At 34.8% G+C, this 21,225-nt stretch carries 20 protein-coding genes and 1 riboswitch; of the genes, 14 read left to right on the plus strand and 6 right to left on the minus strand.

The genetic code is table 11. The features are described 5' to 3' along the window. Positions 1-263: hypothetical protein (locus J3U57_RS05365; protein ID WP_267344840.1), on the plus strand; the 263-nt coding region annotated here is incomplete at its 5' end. A gap of 272 nt (positions 264-535) precedes the next feature. Next, a complete protein-coding gene (locus J3U57_RS05370; protein WP_267344839.1) occupies positions 536-1,051 on the plus strand; it encodes a DUF2247 family protein in 516 nt (171 codons plus the stop codon). 42 nt (positions 1,052-1,093) lie between these two features. On the opposite strand, the gene J3U57_RS12775 is transcribed toward J3U57_RS05370, so the two are convergent. From J3U57_RS12775 to J3U57_RS05380, 3 genes are all read right to left on the minus strand, one after another. After that, positions 1,094-1,249: a SymE family type I addiction module toxin gene (locus J3U57_RS12775; protein WP_416379654.1), complete on the minus strand. Its 156-nt coding sequence runs from the start codon at positions 1,247-1,249 to the stop codon at positions 1,094-1,096. Positions 1,250-1,491: 242 nt separating this feature from the next. Then, the gene (gene manA, locus J3U57_RS05375) at positions 1,492-2,679 is read right to left on the minus strand and encodes a mannose-6-phosphate isomerase, class I (protein WP_267344838.1); all 1,188 of its coding nucleotides are present in this window, start codon (positions 2,677-2,679) and stop codon (positions 1,492-1,494) included. 138 nt (positions 2,680-2,817) lie between these two features. Then, complete coding sequence (locus tag J3U57_RS05380) at positions 2,818-4,002, minus strand: carbohydrate porin (protein ID WP_267332514.1); 1,185 nt, start codon at positions 4,000-4,002, stop codon at positions 2,818-2,820. Positions 4,003-4,339: 337 nt separating this feature from the next. Between J3U57_RS05380 and prfA the strand changes: the two genes are divergently transcribed. From prfA to J3U57_RS05405, 5 genes are all read left to right on the plus strand, one after another. Continuing rightward, positions 4,340-5,425: a peptide chain release factor 1 gene (gene prfA, locus J3U57_RS05385; protein ID WP_267332515.1), complete on the plus strand. Its 1,086-nt coding sequence runs from the start codon at positions 4,340-4,342 to the stop codon at positions 5,423-5,425. Then, a complete protein-coding gene (prmC, locus tag J3U57_RS05390; protein WP_267344837.1) occupies positions 5,422-6,258 on the plus strand; it encodes a peptide chain release factor N(5)-glutamine methyltransferase in 837 nt (278 codons plus the stop codon). The genes prfA and prmC overlap by 4 nt, the downstream gene beginning before the upstream one ends. Before the next feature lie 13 nt (positions 6,259-6,271). Beyond that, a complete protein-coding gene (gene kdsA, locus J3U57_RS05395) occupies positions 6,272-7,129 on the plus strand; it encodes a 3-deoxy-8-phosphooctulonate synthase (protein ID WP_267332516.1) in 858 nt (285 codons plus the stop codon). A 459-nt stretch (positions 7,130-7,588) separates the two neighbouring features. Further along, a complete protein-coding gene (locus J3U57_RS05400; protein WP_267344836.1) occupies positions 7,589-9,016 on the plus strand; it encodes an OprD family outer membrane porin in 1,428 nt (475 codons plus the stop codon). A gap of 9 nt (positions 9,017-9,025) precedes the next feature. Further along, on the plus strand, positions 9,026-11,701 hold the full coding sequence (locus J3U57_RS05405; RefSeq protein ID WP_267344834.1) for a beta-N-acetylhexosaminidase: 2,676 nt from the start codon (positions 9,026-9,028) through the stop codon (positions 11,699-11,701). 69 nt (positions 11,702-11,770) lie between these two features. Here J3U57_RS05405 and rraB read toward each other — a convergent pair whose 3' ends face one another. Further along, positions 11,771-12,166 carry a ribonuclease E inhibitor RraB gene (gene rraB / locus J3U57_RS05410; RefSeq protein ID WP_267332519.1) on the minus strand — a complete coding sequence of 132 codons (396 nt, stop codon included), beginning with the start codon at positions 12,164-12,166 and terminating at the stop codon, positions 11,771-11,773. Positions 12,167-12,236: 70 nt separating this feature from the next. On the opposite strand from rraB, the gene rnm reads away from it, so the two are divergent. From rnm to J3U57_RS05435, 5 genes are all read left to right on the plus strand, one after another. Then, entirely contained in the window at positions 12,237-13,070 is an 834-nt protein-coding gene (gene rnm / locus J3U57_RS05415; protein WP_267344832.1) for an RNase RNM, read from the plus strand. 108 nt (positions 13,071-13,178) lie between these two features. After that, entirely contained in the window at positions 13,179-13,799 is a 621-nt protein-coding gene (locus tag J3U57_RS05420) for an L-threonylcarbamoyladenylate synthase (RefSeq protein WP_267332521.1), read from the plus strand. Positions 13,800-13,880: 81 nt separating this feature from the next. Beyond that, positions 13,881-14,888 carry a 23S rRNA pseudouridine(2605) synthase RluB gene (rluB, locus tag J3U57_RS05425; protein WP_267344831.1) on the plus strand — a complete coding sequence of 336 codons (1,008 nt, stop codon included), beginning with the start codon at positions 13,881-13,883 and terminating at the stop codon, positions 14,886-14,888. Between the two features lie 528 nt (positions 14,889-15,416). Beyond that, positions 15,417-15,578: a hypothetical protein gene (locus tag J3U57_RS05430; RefSeq protein WP_267344829.1), complete on the plus strand. Its 162-nt coding sequence runs from the start codon at positions 15,417-15,419 to the stop codon at positions 15,576-15,578. Positions 15,579-15,782: 204 nt separating this feature from the next. After that, positions 15,783-16,823: a hypothetical protein gene (locus J3U57_RS05435; RefSeq protein ID WP_267344828.1), complete on the plus strand. Its 1,041-nt coding sequence runs from the start codon at positions 15,783-15,785 to the stop codon at positions 16,821-16,823. Positions 16,824-16,923: 100 nt separating this feature from the next. On the opposite strand, the gene J3U57_RS05440 is transcribed toward J3U57_RS05435, so the two are convergent. After that, positions 16,924-17,940 (minus strand): amidohydrolase family protein, encoded by a 1,017-nt coding sequence (locus J3U57_RS05440; protein ID WP_267344827.1) that lies wholly within the window; start codon positions 17,938-17,940, stop codon positions 16,924-16,926. A 550-nt stretch (positions 17,941-18,490) separates the two neighbouring features. After that, positions 18,491-20,224 (minus strand): arginine--tRNA ligase, encoded by a 1,734-nt coding sequence (argS, locus tag J3U57_RS05445; protein WP_267344826.1) that lies wholly within the window; start codon positions 20,222-20,224, stop codon positions 18,491-18,493. A 210-nt stretch (positions 20,225-20,434) separates the two neighbouring features. On the opposite strand from argS, the gene J3U57_RS05450 reads away from it, so the two are divergent. Together J3U57_RS05450 and J3U57_RS05455 are read left to right on the plus strand one after the other, a co-directional pair. Next, positions 20,435-20,710, plus strand: a complete 276-nt coding sequence (locus J3U57_RS05450; RefSeq protein WP_267344825.1) for a hypothetical protein — start codon at positions 20,435-20,437, stop codon at positions 20,708-20,710. After that, on the plus strand, positions 20,711-21,064 hold the full coding sequence (locus J3U57_RS05455) for a hypothetical protein (protein WP_267344823.1): 354 nt from the start codon (positions 20,711-20,713) through the stop codon (positions 21,062-21,064). 43 nt (positions 21,065-21,107) lie between these two features. Next, positions 21,108-21,216, plus strand: a riboswitch (TPP riboswitch). Positions 21,217-21,225: the final 9 nt, after the last annotated feature.

Raw genomic sequence — 21,225 nt, forward strand, 5'->3', positions numbered from 1 at the left:
ATCCATCAGCCCTATTAAATGAAATAAGAACGACTCTTAGTGAAAACGGGGCTTATAAAATTGTTTATGATAGAGCAAATAATACAATCATTAAACAATTTAATGCCGGAAAGGGAACGAGTGCGAATAAAGGTGGTGGAAATCAAACCATTTCTAATGAGATCTTAGATAATCCAAGAGTTGGTTATGGTGAAAAAGGCTCAGGTAGTGGCAATAAGATTGATCAAGTAACTAATAAACCGGTATTAGATATTGATGGTTAACAAATAACAGTTTATCCAGGTAAACCAAAGCCAGGAGCTGTTCAAGAATTCCCTCCTACAGCTAAATCGCATGGATTTAATGATATTATTGACAATTATGCAGGTTAAGCGACAAAAACAACCTTAAACAACGGAGCAACCCTTCATCAACTGGAAGGAAGCCTAAATGGTGTTCCTGGTAGATTTGAATGGATAGTAGATCCTAAGTTAGGTGGTGTAAGTCATCGTATGTTTGTACCAAATGGAAAAATAAATGGGATACCATCTAAACCATGATAAATAAAATATTTAATGAATTTGAAAAACTAAGAATAGTTGACTGGGGAGTGGTTTATTTAGGCTATAAAGGCCTCCCCATAGGTACATTATCACCGAATAGTGTTAGCGATTATGCATGTGAACAGTTAGCTATTCTTGAGCCAAATGATGCTTCTTTTATATTAGTTTCTGAATTGTCTTTTTGTACAGAAATAAACGATGAGGTTATTGATATACTTAGTAAGCTTTGTGAGTTTAATAATGTTAATTTAACCCTTTCAAAGAGAAAATGGGTCGTGTTCTCAATAAAAGAATTACTAAATAACTTACCAAAAGATAGTTTGTATGGACCGCTGGAATTAAATAATTTCTGGAACGAATGGGGAGAACCCAATAGTGGTCCGAATATAATTCAAGGAGTTAACAACGTAATGACTCCAAATGAGTTCTATTCTGATAAAAACTATCTCAAAATTATATCAGATCATAATTTGTGGATAAAAAAAGAATTAAATGAATTAGGTATTTAATTTAATCCCCCGTTCCTATATCGGGGCTCTTCTTATCTCTTTTTAGATCTGCATCACAAGTTCAATAATTAACTTGCCCTGCTCTATTTTAATAATAACAGGGCAGCCTACATAAAAGCCTACCTGCTCCAGCCACCTGCCTTTAATGGTCAGTTGTGGTTTGGGGTTAGGTTTTGTGCCTTGTGGCACGTAGCCGATGGTATAAAATCACCTAGCCTCCACTGCGGATAAATCAAAAAACCGGTTAGATACTGGCACCATAAGTTTTAGTGATATTGAAAACAAAGCCGACTTTAAGGTGATACCGGTATCGATAAGTGGCGGTACGGTAGTACTCGATGCCTCAGTGGCATATTAAAACAGTGATAAAGACATGCGTACCACTAAATCAGCGGTGGAAAAAGATAGTTAATCATCCACAATCAGGCTAGATTTTTATTTTAATTAGAAGCCTTAGCTAAAATCCCTTCTCCTGTATAACAATACGCTTTAGCTTGATAAGCAATAAAAGCTGATTCTCCTTTGCTAAGGACTACTGATTCAAATTCTGTGGTCAAGCAAATCTTTCCTTCAAGGCATAATACTATTTGTGCGCTAGTTACCTTTTGTTCTTGTTGTTGATCATTACTGTATATAATTTCGAAATTAAAATCGTCAACTGGAACCGGAAAAGAGGTTCTATTAGCTTTGATTATTGGTTTTATTAGTAAATTATTTAAACTTAAGCTATCAAAACTTGTATTGTTTACTAACTGCTGTATATCAATGTGTTTGTGCGTTAAGCCTGCTCTAAGTACATTATCTGAGTTTGCCATTACTTCAAGTCCTGTTCCTTTGATATAAGCATGAGGCGTTTGCGCATCTAAAAACATAGCTTGCCCGGGTTGTAGTTCAATAACATTTAAAATTAATGGCATAAATATACCGATATCATTTGGATATTCTTGAGCAAGCATCTTGATTGTTGAAAAAGGCTCAATTTCTATATCGTTTATGCTATTTAGTAATTGATTAATTAATTGTAATTTTTCTTTTTCCGAAAGATTCAATAACGCTGTAAAGAACAGTTTCAATTGCTGAGGTGAACGATTATTTTTCAATTTTACGATTTCATTTTCAAGTATCGAAACGTTAATTTTTGCAAACAGCATAAGTATTTCATCGATAGGTCGAAATGATCGCATCGCTTTAAAGGGGGTTAAGGCGTAAATTAATTCTGGTTTATGATTAGGATCTTTATAATTTCGCTTTGGATCATTAAGGGCAATGCCTAATTGATTTTCTTTTTCAAAACCACATTTAGCCGCGGTTTTTGTTGGATGAACCTGTATTGATAAGGCTTTATTCGCGGAAAGTATTTTAAAAAGATAAGGTAAACCAGCAAATTTTTTGTATGTATCTTCACCTAAAATAGCTTGCGGGTTATCATTGATCAATTTATCAAGTTTGACTTTGTGATTGTCAATTTCAATGGCTGTTGAACAGCCGATTGGGTGCGCTCCCATCCAAATTTCCGCCATTGGTTTTTGACTGGGATTACTGATCCCCAAAATTTTTGTTATCTGATCCATACTACCCCAATCAAAGTGTTTAATTGGGTTTTCGAGTTTCCATATTGTTTGTTTCATCGTTTTTACCATTAACAATAAAAAATTGGTGTTGAAATCACTAAGTAATTGTAGGTAACTATACCCTTGATAAAAAAACTTGCAAACTAATAAATATAAGCCAGCAAATTAAATAACTAAACTGGCTTTTATTACTAATTAATAGAAATATTTAAACCTTACACGTGCACCATAGCGATCATCGGTATTATCACCATGAGATTTACTTCTATCCAATAGTGAATAATAGGTACCTAAATAAATATTAAAATTGTCCATATCTAATACGTTATTAATTAAGTAAGAAGCATTAACTGTATGGATTTTATATTTTCCTTTATTATTGATATGACCGTCTTTGATACGATTTTCTAGGTTAAATTTTTTAATATCATTATTGGCAAAAATGTACCCAAATCCAATTTGTTCCCAAACTAGATTGGTACCTATAGTCATATCTTTTTCATCTTTGGCATTCATATATGCAAAGCTAGTATTGATTTTAAGTCCTTTATTCGATGCGTTCCAGTCACCTTCGCTATTCCATGAGAATGTTGCGCCATAGCCTGTTCGTTTAGATTGATCTCGAAATTTTTCATCATTGTCATAGTAACCATAAGCATTTTTAACAACATTGGTTTCGGCTGCAATTGCTGTTGATATACTATCATTTTTCCAAGATAAAACAGGGCGAACATACGCAACATTTTTCTTTTTGTCGATGTTATAGCCATGATAAGTCGACTTATTAAACATCTTCTCACCATTGTTAATTAATCCATTTAATTCGAAATTAAAATTAGTTAAAAAGGGTTTATTTAATTGAATACTCCCGCCATTTTTGCTCCTACCTCGACCTTCTTTCATCATATAAATATATCCAAAACCGTCTTCATAAAGATCATTGGCGGTATTGCCTGAATATTCGATAAACGTATCTTGACCCAGTGGAAACATGTCATAAGCTTCGTAACGACCAATTTTAATATTCCACTCCTTTTTTTGCCCAAAGTAAAAAGCTGCATCATCAAGGTTCATATCACCACTTAAATCAGCAAGAGGTTGTACTGTAAAACCAGCATAATTAGAATGGTTGATTTCTCGATAACCATCTAAACCAATCAAAATTCGCCCATTGATATCCCAGCGATCTTTGTCGGCAGGTTGATTTTTTTTATCAGCGGTTTGTTTTAATGAACTTAGTTGTTGTTTGCTGCTTGCTGCATCGGTATTGAATTCAACATCACCATATAATTTTAATTGCCCTTGTTGTGTATCCCATTGAATTGCAGCATTGGCAATAGAACTTAATCCCAATAAACTTAATACAAAAAATTTTTTCATGATTGCGACTCCTTAAATAGTTTAAAATTAGTTTATGTATACGATAACATCCAATTTTTATATGATTTATTAGTTATTATTTTTTATATTATGCAAAATAAATGATAACGTTTACATTTATATGTTATGAGGTGATTCAATTTTTTAAAACTTGAAAAAGCGATTTATGTGACATGTGCAACATTTTTAGTAGATTGATTTTTTATGGATTAATTTTTGCCGATTTTTATCAAGGTTATTTAACTAAGCAGACAACAAGCTGAAACTGTATTTTGCATACAATAAAGTATATAATGCCCAGCAAATTTAATTATTTATCGTTAAAATTATACTTTTTATGAAATCTTCTATTATCAGCAAGTTAGAAACCCTGCAAGAGCGCTATGAAGAAGTTCAAGCATTATTATCTGATGCTTCGGTTATTGCCGATCAAAATCGTTTTCGTACGCTTTCTAAAGAATACTCTCAATTATCTGGCGTGGTTAAATGTTTTACGAGTTGGAAGCAAACACAAGAAAACATTGAAACCGCTAAAATGATGTTGTCAGATCCTGAAATGAGTGAAATGGCTCAAGAAGAACTCGATGAAGCATTAGGTCAAGTTGAAGAACAAGAAAGACAATTACAAGTTCTATTATTACCTAAAGACCCTAATGATGATTACAACTGCTTTGTTGAAGTTAGAGCAGGGACTGGAGGTGATGAAGCGGCCATTTTTGCTGGGGATTTGGCAAGAATGTATACTCGCTATGCTGAATCAAAAAATTGGCGAGTTGAAATCATGAGCTCAAATGATGGTGAACATGGCGGTTATAAAGAAGTGATTATGCTGGTTAGTGGTGATGGTGTATACGGTAACTTGAAATTTGAATCAGGTGGCCATCGTGTTCAACGTGTACCAGAAACCGAATCGCAAGGTCGAATTCATACTTCAGCGTGTACAGTTGCAGTATTACCTGAAATTCCCGAAGCGGAAATGCCAGAAATTAACCCAGCAGACTTAAAAATTGATACTTATCGTTCCTCAGGGGCGGGTGGTCAGCACGTTAATACCACTGATTCAGCTATTCGTATTACCCATATTCCAACCGGTATTGTCGTTGAGTGTCAAGATGAGCGTTCACAACATAAAAATAAAGCTAAGGCGATGTCTGTATTAGCTGCACGTATTCAAGATGCAGAAACGCGAAAACGACAACAAGAAGAAGCTTCAACCAGACGTAATTTATTAGGTTCAGGTGATCGTTCAGATAGAATTAGAACGTACAATTACCCACAGGGTCGAGTTACTGATCACCGTATTAACCTGACTATTTATCGCCTAGATGAAGTGATGGAAGGTAAATTAGAAATGTTGATTGATCCAATCGTTCAAGAGTATCAAGCAGATCAACTTGCGGCATTATCGGAACAGGATGAATGACTTATTTAGAATGGCTAAAATCAGCATCACAAACGCTCACTGAAAGTGAGAGCCCTAAACGTGATGCTGAAATTTTATTGAGCTTTGTTACGCATAAAACACGCACATTTTTGATGGCTTTTAGTGAAACATTACTTAATGATGATGAGCTAATTGCCTTAGATGGATATCTTAAAAGACGTCAAGCTGGTGAACCGATTGCCTATATCACGGGTGAAAAGGAATTTTGGTCTTTAAAGTTTCGTGTCTCAAATGCCACATTGATTCCAAGACCCGACACTGAAAAATTAGTTGAATTAGGTTTGGAATATTTATCTAAAATACCTTGCGAAGTCCTAGACTTGGGGACAGGGACAGGTGCTATTGCTATTGCAATGGCAACAGAGCGCCCAGATTGTTTATTTACCGCAGTAGAAAAAAATAAAGATGCATTAATTTTAGCTCAAGAAAATGCTAATCAAATTGGGGTTAATAACGTTTATTTTTTACAAGGTGATTGGTATAAGCCGATTAAGAATCGTAAATTTTCAATGATTACCAGTAATCCGCCTTACATCGAACCAACCGATATACATTTATCGCATGGTGATGTGCGATATGAACCAAGAACAGCACTGGTTTCGGAAGATGAGGGGCTGGCAGATATTAAATTAATTGTACAGGGTGCAACTAAACACCTTCATCAATATGGTTGGTTGCTAATTGAACACGGCTGGAAACAAGGTTTGGCCGTTCAAACAATTTTCAAACAACATGGATTTCAATTAGTCGAAACCGTCGCTGACTATAGTGGTAACGATAGGGTTACGCTTGGTCGATGGTTTAAACCTTAACTAGGAATATTTTATGAAGCAACAAAAAAGAGTTAAAGTTGGCGATATTACTGTCGCTAATGATTTACCATTTGTGTTATTTGGTGGTATGAATGTTCTTGAATCACGTGATTTAGCCATGAAAATCTGTGAACATTATGTTACCGTGACAAATAAATTGAATATCCCTTATATTTTCAAAGCCTCTTTTGATAAGGCAAATCGTTCTTCAGTACACTCTTATCGTGGACCAGGTTTGGAAGAAGGCTTGAAAATTTTTGAAGAACTAAAAAAGCAATTTGGTATAAAAGTGATTACCGATGTGCATACCGAAGCGCAATGCCAGCCAGTTGCAGATGTAGTTGATGTAATTCAGTTGCCTGCATTTTTAGCAAGACAAACAGATCTGGTTGTTGCAATGGCTAAAACTGGTGCGGTGATAAATGTTAAAAAACCACAATTTGTAAGCCCAGGCCAAATGGGGAATATTGTCGAAAAGTTTGAAGAAGCTGGTAACGATCAAATTATTCTTTGTGATCGTGGTAGCTGTTTTGGTTATGATAATTTAGTCGTTGATATGCTGGGTTTTAATATTATGAAAAAAGCCAGTCATGGTTCACCTGTTATTTTTGATGTCACCCATGCTTTACAATGTCGAGATCCAATGGGCGCAGCGTCTGGCGGTCGACGGGGTCAAGTGACTGAGCTTGCACGTTCAGGTATGGCTGTAGGTATTGCTGGTTTATTTTTAGAATCTCATCCAGATCCTAGTCATGCAAAATGTGATGGTCCATCAGCGCTACCATTAGCAAAATTAGAACCATTTTTAAAACAGATGAAAGCAATTGATGAGTTAGTAAAAAGTTTTGACGAAATCGATACGGAAAACTAATACTAATAAAGTCTGTTATTAACGGCAAATTGAAAAAAAGAGAAATGTGAATCGTTTCTCTTTTTTTTGTTCGATACTTTCTAAATATTGCTCATATTGATAATAATTCAATATATTCAATTTATTACTTTACCTATCACATTACTGTTTAGTTTTTAAAGATCGCTTAAATAATTATTTTTTTATCTGAAAAAAGTCGGCTTTTATTTAATAAAAATAGTATTAATTTCTATTTTTTGGTGATTTTGATCACGATTTAAGATCATTTAATTTGCGAACTAAAATATGTTTATGCATTATAAAAATACTTATTTATCTGTTATCTGATGTAAATCGCTTGCTAAAATAGGCGTTAATTGTCATTTACATGAAAATAAGTTAGTGATTTAACTTTGCAAAAAATTTTTAAAGTGAGGCTGTGACTTGTTGTATAAATAAAATAATTTTAGGGAAACAAACATGAATGTAAATATGCTTGCAATTATACCATCCCGTTTTCATTTTCTAACAAAATATATTTTATCCTTCTCTTTTTTTTATAGTATTAATCCTGTATATGCCGTTTATGAAAATAACTTTGTTGATGATTCATCGCTCACGGGGAATGTATTTTTTTGGAATCGTGATCGAGAAAGAAAAAATATTGATCTACATAAATATGAAAAAAACATAAGACAATCGACCTTCAATAGTAACTTAGATTTTAAATCAGGCTATATTGCAGATCATTTTGCTATCGAACTTGGTGGTTATGGCGCTTGGGAAGTTAGTAATGGCGGTAATGGTCATCCAAATGAAATTGGTTTTAGTGGTGTACATACTTGTTGGGATGACGACCGAAAAAAAGACTTGGAAAAAGACGTCAGTGGTTTGAGTTTTTATAAAGCACAAGTCAATTTTAAAATCGATGAACTGTTTTGGACCAAAGCTGGCTATATTCAACCTTCCGGTCAAACTTTATTAGCACCTCATTGGAGTTTATTACCCGGTACTTATCGAGGTGTGGAGTTTGGTAGTTTGCTTGATTTCGATGATGCCGGCGCTTTATCCATGTCTTATATGTGGGCAGATAAATACAAAGCACCATGGTATAAAAGACTATATGAATTTCGGCAATGGGGGAAAGGAAAAAAAATTGATTATTTACATTCAGCAGGTTTGAAATATGACTTTAAAAATGATTTAGTGTTAGAAACCGCCTTTGGTCAAGCGCAAAATTATATGAACCAATTTTTTGGTAAAGCCTCATATAAAACCGATATTTTCAATAATCCACTTACCATGAGTTATCAATTTTATGGGGCTAAAGATCAGTCTCATAAAGGAAAAAATGTTTATGATGGTTTGGCGTGGTTGCAAGCAGCTACTTTAGGTTATCAAATGGGACCGGTTGGTCTACGACTTGAAGGTGTGGTTGTTAAAGCGAAAGGGGAACAGGGCTACTTTCTACAGCGCATGACGCCGGATTATGCTTCTTCAAATGGTCGATTAGATGTGTGGTGGAATTCACGTTCTGACTTTAATGCCAATGGTGAGAAGGCGATATTTACTGAAGTCACTTATGATTTAGGCGATCTATCAAATTACTTAACCGGTTGGAAAGCAGGTACGTCTTATGCTTATGGTTGGGATGCAAAACCGAGCACAAACAAACAGTTTAACCAAAAGAAACGTTTAATTGAGTCAGCTTATAATTTTGATTTAGGTTATACCGTACAAAATGGTTGGATAAAAGATACGTCTTTACAACTTCATTATACCAAATACAACAATCACACCAATATCCCAAGCTGGAAGGGCGGATATGGCAATATCTTCCAAGATGAACACGATATCAAATTTATTGTTACTGTTCCTTTCACCATTTTCAATGCTAAACAAAAATAGGTAATTGTCATGATAAAATTTAAATCAGCTATTATAGCTACATCGATAGCATCATTATTCTGTATGGGCACCGCACAATCAGTGAATGCTTCACAAAAAATTGTGGATACCATGAGTTCACAATTACGCCTAAATTATCATATAGTTGATAATAATGCTGTAAATCATGGTGTAGATTGTGCTGCATTGGGGGCAGATTGGGCATCTTGTAACAAAGTGACGTTAACGCTTAAAAACACGGGGCCTGCGATAACTGACAAAGATTGGGCAATCTATTTTCATAATATTCGGATGATTTTAGCCGTCAATAATGATCAATTTAAAATCACCCATGTGACAGGTGATTTGCACAAGCTTGAACCGACTAACAAATTCAAAGGCATTCCCGAGAAAGCTATTGTGAACATTCCCATCATTGGTGAATATTGGCAAATTAGTGAAAGTGATGTGATGCCAAGATGGTATGTTACCTCGTCAAATGCTGAACCTAAAGTGATTGTTAATACGGATACTGATTCTGATAATCTATCGGCATTTGTTGAACCTTTAGGCGAACAATGGAAAATATCCCCCAATGATCATAATATTTTAATGACGCCTGAACATCGTTATCAACATAACAATGATATACAACTTATTAATGCCGAGTTGTTAAGAGGACAGATTTTGCCGACACCATCGAAACTTACTGTTGGTAAGGAAATGGTCATCCTCAATGAAAATGGTGTTAATTTAGTCCTTAATGGCTTAGCAAAAGAGAGCGAATCGGTATTAAATGAACATTTTAAAGTATTGAATATCCCTGTTAGCGGTAAAGGCTTTAACATTAAAGCCTCAATTGATAAAAGTGCATTTGAGAAAGGGGTAAAAGGGAGTTATAAGTTAGATATCACTCCTGAAGGGGCAACCATTTTAGCTTTTGATCAAAGTGGCATTTTTTATGGTGTAGAATCGATATTATCTGTATTACATGCCAATAATCCTCAAATTATTCCTGTACTTTCAGCTGAGGATGCCCCGCGATTCGAATATCGTGGAATGATGTTAGATACCGGTCGAAATTTCAAAAGTAAAGAAGCGGTATTTCAGTTACTTGATACGATGTCAAAATATAAAATGAATAAATTTCATTTCCATTTGAGTGATGATGAGGGGTGGCGAATTGAAATTCCAGGTTTACCTGAACTGACCAATTTTGGTAGTAAACGTTGTCATGATTTGAGTGAGAAAAAATGCTTATTACCACAACTCGGATCGGGTCCAAATAGCAATAATAGCGGCAGTGGATACTTTACTCGAGATGATTATATTGAAATCGTAAAATACGCCAATGCTCGTTTTATTGAAGTCATCCCAGAAATCGATATGCCTGCTCATGCTAGAGCCGCTATTAGGTCGATGGAGGTGAGATATCAACGCCTAATGGAACAAGGACAAGAACAACAAGCGAATGAATATCGATTGGTTGATCCAAGCGATACATCCAATACAACAACGGTACAATTTTATAATCGACAAAGTTATCTCAATCCATGTTTGGAGTCTTCGAAAAAATTTGTTAATAAAGTCATTAGTGAAATCGCTAAAATGCATGTTGAAGCTAACCAGCCCATTACAACTTGGCATTTTGGTGGTGATGAAGCAAAAAACATTCATTTCGGTAATGGCTACCAAGATATCCATGCCGCTCAAAAAGAGGCTGGTAAAGGTTTAATCGATCAAAGTGTTGAAGATCATCCATGGGCAAAATCACAAGCCTGCCAAACCTTTGTCAATACTGGCGTAGTTGAGAATTTTGAACATTTACCAAGTTATTTTGCCGTCGAAGTAAGTAAAATCATTAAAGACAATGGGATTAATCGCATGCAAGTTTGGCAAGATGGTGTAAAATTTGCTACTGATGCCAACGCTTTTGCCACCGATGAAGTGATTGTCAATTTCTGGGATAACTTGTATTGGGGCGGGTATGATTCAGTGAATGAATTTGCCAATAAGGGCTATAAAGTTATTGTATCTAATCCTGATTATGTCTATTTAGATATGCCTTACGAAGTTAACCCAAAAGAAAGCGGGTATTATTGGGCTGCTCGGTTTAATGACGAACGCAAAATCTTCAGTTTTGCGCCAGATAACTTGCCACAAAATGCTGAAACTTCTTTTGATCGTAACGGTGATGCCTTTGCAGCTAAAGGTACAATGGATTGGCCAGGTGCATATGGTTTATCAGCACAAATCTGGACTGAAAATATTCGCACAGATGAGAAAATGGCTTATATGGCCTATCCTCGATTACTCAGTGTTGCCGAACGCGCATGGCATAAAGCCGATTGGGAAACAAATTATCAAAAAGATCGCCAATTCAAAATAGGTGAAACTCATTATGTTGATCAGCAAAAACTTTTTAATGATTGGAACCAATTTGCCAATTTATTAGGGCAACGAGAATTAGCTAAATTGGATACGGCTTTAGTTGATTATCGTCTACCTGTCCCTGGAGCAAAAATTGAAAATGGTAAATTGATAGCAAATATTGTTTTCCCTGGTTTAAGTATTGAATATTCAATTGATAAAGGGCAGCAGTGGCAGCGTTATCAAGGTCCAGTTTCGCTGAATCATCACGACAAAATTTTTGTGCGTAGTGTTTCGCCAAATCAGAAAAGAAAGAGTCGTATCGAAGAATTATAATACGTTAAGCAATAAATATTCTTATCCGTTAAATATGCGGATAAGAATGCCGTTTATTATTTTTTATGATTAGTGGAGGGTCTCAGCAGATTCGTCTTCAATAAAATCATCATCACTACCATCTTCATAATAAGTACCCCATCCGTCGTAATTGACGTTAAATTGATTGGCCAGCGTGATTATTTCAGCAATTTGTGCGTTGATAAGTTCGGCATTAAGAGGGCTTTCTGCAATAATATCAAAGCCAATAACTAAATTACCCGCATCATCTACATCTTCATCGGGATCGGTTGCTTCATAGCCTAATTTGTAAGCTTCTACTGCAACCTTTTCTAAATTATCAAAATTTTGTGATGAAATATGATGTTCAATCAAATAAAGTGCATGAGGATCGCTACCATCATCTAAAAGTTCCTCAATAATAGCTAATGTATCTTGCTGAGCAAGCATAATTTGATCTTTCATAATATACCTTTTAGTGGTCATACAAATTGTGTGGTATATTACACGTTTAAAAATAATTATCGAGAAAAAAATGATCGTTGACTTACATTCGCACACTACTGCATCGGATGGAATTTTAAAGCCAACAGATTTAGTCAAAAGGGCCGTTGAAAATCAACTTCAAATGTTGGCTATTACCGATCATGATACAGTAAAAGGATTGCCAGAAGCTATATACACTATTGAAAAAGACAAATTACCTATAAAATTAATTCGTGGCGTTGAAATATCAACAGCCTGGAAAAATAATGAAATACACATTGTTGGCTTAAATATTGATATTGAAGATCCCCAATTAACTGCTTTGTTATTACGGCAAGAGCAAGGTCGCATAGATAGAGCAAAGGCTATTAGTAATAAATTAGCAAAAGTAAGTATTGAAAATGCTTATGAACAAGCTCAAGAATATGCTAAAGGTGATATTGTCTCACGTGCTCATTTTGCACGTTTTTTAGTGGCTAAAGGGTATGTAAAAGATGTGAATCGAGCCTTCAAAAAATATTTAGGCAAAAGTGGTTATGCTTACGTACCTTCGCAATGTTGCACGATTGATCACGCGGTAAATGCGATACATAATGCGGGAGGGCAAGCAGTACTTGCACATCCCAGTCGTTATGATTTAACGTTAACTAAGTTAAAACTTTTGCTTAGTGATTTTAAACAATTTGGCGGTGATGCAATGGAAGTTTCGCAAAGTCGACAAACACCAACTGATCTACAATTATTAGCTAAACTTGCAAATGAATTTGGATTACTGGCATCACAAGGATCGGATTTTCATGATTTGGTTAATTATCTTGATTTAGGTAAAACAGCACCACTACCAAGCAGTGTTACACCAATCTGGCATAATTGGGTGTTATAAATGAAGATTGATATTAAGATACGTCAGATTGATATTGTTGAAAATTATTGATTGTGATCATTTAAACTAAAATGATATGTTAAATATAAAATTGGATTGAACAACATTATGAGCCAAACTTTTTATATTCATCCTGATAATCCACAAACTCGATTATTAGAGCAAGTGGTAAAAATATTGAATGATGGTGGCGTAATAGCTTTTCCGACTGATTCTGGCTATTCACTTGGTTGTTTGTTAGATAATAAATATGGCGTAGATCGTATTTGTCAAATCCGTCAGTTAGATAAACATCACAATTTTACGCTAATGTGCCGTGATCTTTCAGAACTTTCATCCTACGCTTTTGTGGATAATACCACTTTTCGGCTCTTAAAAAATAATACACCAGGTCGGTATGTTTTTATTTTGTCCGCGAGTAAAGAAGTTCCACGACGATTAATGAATGAAAAACGTAAAACGATTGGATTACGTATTCCTGATAACAAAATAGATCTGACTTTATTGGAATTATTAGGTCAACCTTTGATGACAACTACATTAATTTTACCCAATGATACTCAGGCCCAATCCGATCCCGATGAGATAGAAGATAAAATTGGCCATCAACTTGATGCGATTGTACATGGCGGCTATATTAGCGAACAACCAACAACCGTTATAGACTTGACCCATGACTACCCTGATATTATTCGTCAAGGTAGTGGTGATACTACACCATTTGAATAGCCGTTTTTTTATACGTTATTTTAATATTGATAATGTTTTGAATAGATAAATGATACCTGAGAAGGTAACAGTGAGGACAATATGAAACATAGCACAACAGCAGTTTCAAAATATGAAAACACAGCAGATACAAGAAAAATAAAAAGCAATAAATCAACAGACAAACCGGTAAAGCTGCAAAAATCATTTTCGACAAAGCGGGCACCGTCTGTACACGATAACAGCGAAAAATTACAGAAAGTCTTAGCCAACTTGGGTAATGGTTCTCGCCGTGAAATTGAAGCAATGATCGCCGCAGGTCAAATTAGTGTTGATGGTAAAATTGCAACATTAGGTGATCGCGTTGATATTAATACTAATCCTAAAATTCGTATTAACGGTCATCTAGTACAACTTCGGAGTAAAGAAAAAGAAATCTGTCGTGTACTTGCCTACTATAAACCAGAAGGTGAGATTTGTTCCCGTAACGATCCTCAAGGTCGAGCAACCGTGTTTGAACGTTTGCCTCGTTTGAAAAATGCTAGATGGGTGAATATCGGTCGGCTTGATATTAATACTTCGGGATTGCTACTATTTACTACAGATGGTGAACTTGCCAATCGGTTAATGCATCCCAGACATGAAATTGAGCGAGAATATGCGGTTCGGGTTTTTGGTAATGTGACCGATCAACAAATTAGTCAACTGCGCAAAGGTATACAACTTGAAGATGGTCCTGCATCATTTAAATCGATCAAAGCGCAAGGTGGTGATGGTCTTAATCAATGGTTTAATGTGGTCATTACCGAAGGCCGTAATCGAGAAGTTCGTAGAATGTGGGAAGCCATAGATGTACAAGTAAGTCGATTGTTGCGTATTCGTTATGGTAACATCACGCTACCTAAAGGTTTATCACGTGGTACATGGATGGAGTTAAGCCTTGATTCAGTCAATTATTTACGCGAAATTGTTGGTTTACCTGCCGAAATTAAAAGTTTTACTGTAAATTCTACTTTGGGTAAGTCTAATGTTCGGCCTAAGCGAGTCAAACTGAATAACTTATCTCGATCCTCGCGCCAAGCGACAGCAAAAAAGCCGACTCGTAAATAGAATCTGTCCTCCTAATGAATTCGATATTATTGGGAGGATACTTTCAACAACGCTATCTCATCTTTTCAAAATTAAATTTAATTTAGATTTTTGCTCATGACTATAGCAAAAAAAGTTAATAAATCGCCAAAAATTTTTTATAAACTTTGTTACGCTGATTAATACTGAGTTAATTAGTGATAAAAAAACAAACGATTGTCATCTGCAATGGACTGATAATTTAACTAAAATTTTTGAAAGGAAATATGATGCGGTTAACTATAGCAATTTTTTAATTTTTCTTTTAACAGCCTGTTATACTCGTACTGGTGACGATGCATATAAAGAAGGAAAATATTTAGAAAGTATTAGTTTATTAGCCACCGGTATTGAAGAGAAAGGTGAACGTAAATTTGATAAAGATAGTGCTAAAAAAAACTACATTCTTTAGTTAGTAATATTACAGCACATTATGAAACAAGTTTAGCTAATACCGCAACCACAGATTATCAGACTTGCATTGATATCTATCAAAGCTTGCTCAGAATCATGTTAAACGATTGTTTCTCTAGTCAAACAGTAACTTCCTTTGTTGATAAATACACTATTGAGCAGTTAGAACAAACCATTGCTAAACAATATTATGAATATGGTAAATCAATTACCGGTACCGACAGCCAAAGTTATGTAATGAAACTAAAGAAACATTAGAAATGAGATCGGATTTAGCTAATAAAATAATAGATCAGGCGCTATCGCAACGAGTAACAATTAAATCCCTACAAATATGAATTGAGGCAGGGATTTTAAATTCAAAATAAATGGATATTTTTTTTAGTTTTAACTATATAATTTTTTATGTAACTAATTAGAATAATGTAAATCATTTTCAATGATTAAAGATAGGTTTAACAAATGGAAGTAAAAATTATAAGGAATTTAGTTGTTGTTTTGTTAATGTTTTGGTTAGCGAGTTGTAGCCATACACGCACTTATGAAGAAGCATATAATGAAGGATACTATCTTCAAAGTATTAATATATTAGCACTCAATATTGAACAAAAAGGTATAGCTAAATTCAAGCAAGAAGATGCTGAGCATTTGCGCAATTTGGTTAATCGCGTGATGGTTAAATATGAAGCAGACTTAGCTGATAGCGCGGCTAACGATTACGAAGACAAAATTTCCACTTATAATAAATTAATGGAAATGCATGATCGCTTAAGTAATCAATTTTATAGTAATGAATTAACGTTTTTTTTAAATGCATATAGTCGTTTGGACATAAATGAAAATTTATTTAAATGCTATGTTATCAAGGCTAATTCAATAGTAGCGACAGATATTGAAGGATATAAGGCTAAAGTCGATTTATATCATAATGCGCTTGAATTGAAACCTTCCAGAGATGTCCAAAAATTATATGATATTAATAATAATAAATACATTATGTTAGTGATAGAAAATCTTTATCAAAAAGCTAAAGAGTATGCTGATTATCATAATTATGAAGATGCAAGAAAAACATTAGAACAAGCCAAAAAGCTTTATTATTCCGTAAAAATAAAAAAATATAAAGATATCGATAAATTAATAGATGATTATTGGGATAAGGAGCAAGCCTTGTTTGAGCGACAACTAATTCGTGAACAACAAGAAAAAGAACAAAAGAGAATAGCAAATAGAGATAAAACAAAGGTATACTGTGCAGATACACAATGTGAAAATGCTGTAAATTATGCGACACATTATAGTTCAGATATTGTATTTGTTCGTAATGAAAGTGAAGCCGATGCTAAAGTCTCCTTTCAAAAGCAAACTGATGGTACATTAAATGTATATTGTGATACAGATAGATGTAAAGAGAAGGTAAAAAGAGAAGTTAGAAATAATAATGTTAATTTTGTCAGATATGAAAATGAAGCTGATGTCACTATAAAAGATAAAAAATATTAAGTTTGATTAATCGATAGTAGTAGCTATATAACGATCCCACAATAGATTAAAAACTGTGGGATTTTTTATTGGTCAAATTTTATTGTGTTTCATTCAATTATTATTCAATTCCTAATACCATTCGTCCGTTTTTGGTAGCGACATTTACCACATTGTCTAAATCGGTATACCGGCATCCTGTAACGAGTAGTTTAAGCTCTTCCCACATGTTGCCTGTTGAAAATGGTAACATATAATCACTGACATTATCGGTACCAATCGCAACAGGAATACCTGCAGCGGCAAGTTCATCAACAGGAGTAAGAGAATTACGAGTAGGACCTTGTTCTTCACGGCGAGGGCTATCGATCCATGCGAATGGGCAAGCGATGACCATCATTTTCGCTTCTTTCATTTTTTTATAGAGTTTTTGACGATATTCCAAACTATGCGCAGTAATTGAAATACTATGAATTGCTACTACGCGTCCGTGCATGCCATGTTCCAAAGTTTTATCGGTGAGTTGTTCGGTTTCAATCTCGTCTGAGGAGTTAAATTGATCAACATGAACATGGACCATTTTGCCTAATGATTTTCCTGTTTGCATCAATACATCAAGATGTTTTAGCCCCATTCCTTCACCATGATCACGTTCATCACGACGTGGTAATCCACCAATGATATCAACTAAATCTGCACCTTTATCAAACCAGTAACGTGCTTCTTTATCAATAACACCTTTAAGGGTTTGATTGACTAATTTTATGATAATGTCATTTTTATAAGTTTCACGGGCTCTTAGTGCGCCTTTGATTGCTCGCTCTTCTGCAATTGGATCGATATCGACAAATGATCCCATGGCACTGACCCCTTGTTCGATCATTCGCTCAACCGCCATGCTGAAATGGCGGTAATAATCGTCTTCACTCATCGATGCTTTGACTTTATCTAACGTATCCCATTTTTCAATTAGAGTCTGCTTTTGATAAACATCAAAACTGTCAACAGTGATCGTAAAAGCACGATCGGCATGCATATGTGAATTAACCCAACCGCCATTTTGTTTAATTTTATTCATTAAATATGCTTTTAAACTTTGATCTCGACTGGTTAATAACATCTTTTTATTATCGGTCATAATGTGCCTCTACGATTCAATTGAGCTAAATTAGATAAAATAATAGATAAAAAAAATCCCCCTAAGATGGAGGATTAACAATAAATCAACAATGTTGTTTAGGACTGTTGATTTATATTTTGTCATGGTCAACTACTCTTGGTTGCTTAAATAATTTGAAAGAATTCTAACTAAACTATTTTTAATATCAAGTGCCGTCCTTATAAAAATATGTAAATAAATGAAAAGGTTAAAGTATTATTTTTTAGATTTTTATCCCAAATTCAAGCTTCTATATAAAATTTAATTTTGGTATTACAGGATTTTTAATCAATAACTACCTATTTTATATCAATAATCTATTGTCCAAAAATCGAGACCAACAAAAGTATTATGCGATTTATTGTCAATCTCGAAAAGTGTAGTATTGCTTTGTTTAACACTAAAGAGCATATGGATGAATTGGATTTTTAGCGTTCTTTAATATATCAGCGTGTAAAAATTTTAAAAGAATTTATGTGTTTTAATGAAAAAACCACCGATGATGAATTTTATCGGTGGTATGCTAATGTTACATTTTTTCGACAGTTTTGATTCCTAACATATCAAGACCGATTTTAAGGGTTTTAGCGGTTAACGAAGCCAATTTTAAGCGGCTTTGTTTCAAGTTTTCGTTTTCCGCCGTTAAAATAGGGCAATTTTCATAGAAACTAGAAAATAGGGTAGCGATATCGTATAAATAGGCGCAAAGTACATGTGGTGTGCCTTCTGCGGCAACGTTTGATACAGTTTCATCAAATTGTATTAATCGAATCGCTAATGCTCGCTCTTTATCCGTACCTAAATTAATAGTGCCGCTTAAGCTGTCTTCGCTGATATTTGATTTTCTAAATACAGAAAGCACGCGCGTATAAGCATATTGTAAATAAGGGGCCGTATTTCCCTCAAATGACAACATATTATCCCAATCAAACACATAATCGGTGGTACGATTTTTGGAAAGATCAGCATATTTGACCGCACCTATTGCTACAGCGTCAACCACTTGGGCAAGCTCAGTATCGGTTAAGTCTGGATTTTTATTTCGAATTAAAGTAGTCGCTCGTTCTGTCGCTTCATCAAGCAGATCGTTTAATTTAACGGTGTCACCAGAACGCGTCTTAAACGGCTTGCCATCTTTACCTAACATCATACCAAACATGTGATGCTCAAGTTTTAAGGATTCTGGTACATATTTCGCTTTATGCACGATATCCCAAACTTGTTCTAAATGTTGATGTTGACGTGAATCGGTATAATATAAAATACGTTCAGCATGAAGTGTTTCATAACGATATTTAACACAGGCAATGTCGGTTGTTGCATAAAGATAGCCACCATCACGTTTTTGGATGATAACGCCCATGGGTTCGCCTTCTTTATTTTTATATTCATCTAAAAATACAACGATTGCACCGTCACTTTCAACCGCTAATTTTTTCTGTTTTAGATCGGCAACAATGCCTGGTAGCATGCTGTTATAGATGCTTTCGCCCATTGTATCTTCAATCGATAATGTGACATTAAGGCGTTTATATGTGGCAATATTTTGCGTCATGGTGATATCAACCAATTTTCGCCACATTTCACGGCAATATTTGTCACCACCTTGAAGTTTTACTACATAATTACGGGCTTTTTCGGCAAAGGCTTCGTCTTCATCGTAATGTTTTTTAGCTGCGCGATAGAACGATTCTAAATCTGAAAGCTCCATGTCGTTGGCATGTTCATTTTCCATTTTTTCAAGATAGGCAATTAACATCCCAAATTGGGTTCCCCAATCTCCAACATGGTTGGCACGGATAACATTATGACCAAGAAAGCTTAATACTCGTACACTGGCATCACCAATAATGGTTGAGCGTAGATGACCGACGTGCATCTCTTTAGCAACATTGGGTGCCGAGTAATCAACCACAATAGTTTGAGGTTTGGCGGGTAAAGTAATATTGAGTTTATCACTACTTAGCGCGACTTCGTTTTGTTCAGCAATCCAACTATTTTTTAAGAAGATATTAATAAAACCCGGCCCAGCGATTTCCACTTTATCGGCAATATCATCAATATCAAGATGTTGTAAAACTTTTTCAGCTAATGCGCGTGGTGGCATTCCCAATTTTTTAGCAGTAGACATGATACCATTTGCTTGATAATCACCAAATTGAACTTTAGCGGATTGCTTGATTAAAGCGTCACAGTTTTTATCAGCACCGGCCATAATCATTGCTTGGGAAACACGTTGTGTTAATAGTTGTTGAATATTCACACTGAACCTAATCAATTAAAATAAAATGCCCAATATAATACTGATAAATTGATAAATTGTCACTGTGGGATTAGTTAAGGACAAGTAAATAGCTAATTTTTTTATAAACAAAAATTTTTTAATTTAAGGGTGATAGATAAACTTAACTATAAAATAGAAAAAAATAAAAAGAAAACATGTGCCAAAATTTATTTAACTAACTGATTGTCAATGCTTTTTGTCTTTTCAACTTTGGCATTTGCCCAAGACCATAACAATCAGCAAGAGCTCAAACTACCGATAACCTCCTCACAATTGATAAAATACTATAAATCAAATAATCATGGTGAAAATGTCCTTTTGGATAAGTATGCAAAACTCACTTGCCCTTTAAATGAGCAAGAGATTGATTTCCCGATCCAAAATACGTCCTATGAATTTATTCCCTTTCATGAAGGAATTCGTTATTACGAAGTAGGTGGTTTTATGCGGAATAATTGTCTTTAAGTGATTATTTATAATTGGTATGGGATATCTGATACCCCATTACTCAATATTCAACTAACTAGTTATGATGAACAAGGTAAATTGCTTGATGCGGTGCTTTTGGATAGTCAATATTCTTATGAGGATGTGAGTTGTTTTATTGAATTTTCGGTCAATAAGGATTTAACGATAAACCTAAAACATTATGTGACTGACTATTATGATGATGAACATGAACATGAATATGGTGATGAAGCTGGACTAATAAAAGATCCTAAACCGGAATTTTGTAAAGGAGAGCAGTATAAGATCAACACTGGTAAGTTTAAGTTAATTTATTCTAAAATGGCAAAGAAGTTTGAATGGCAACAGTGAGTAACAACTATTTACAATTAAGCCTTCACCGACTACACTAATGCTGTTCTCAACGGGGTGCCCTAATGGGCTGAGAGTGTTAGTTGTGTTAACATAACCCGTCGAACCTGAACTGGATCATGCCAGCGGAGGGATTTGAGTTATTATATCTGCTCAAACCT

Source organism: Gilliamella sp. B3464 (assembly GCF_026536145.1).
Taxonomy (GTDB): Bacteria; Pseudomonadota; Gammaproteobacteria; order Enterobacterales; family Orbaceae; genus Gilliamella.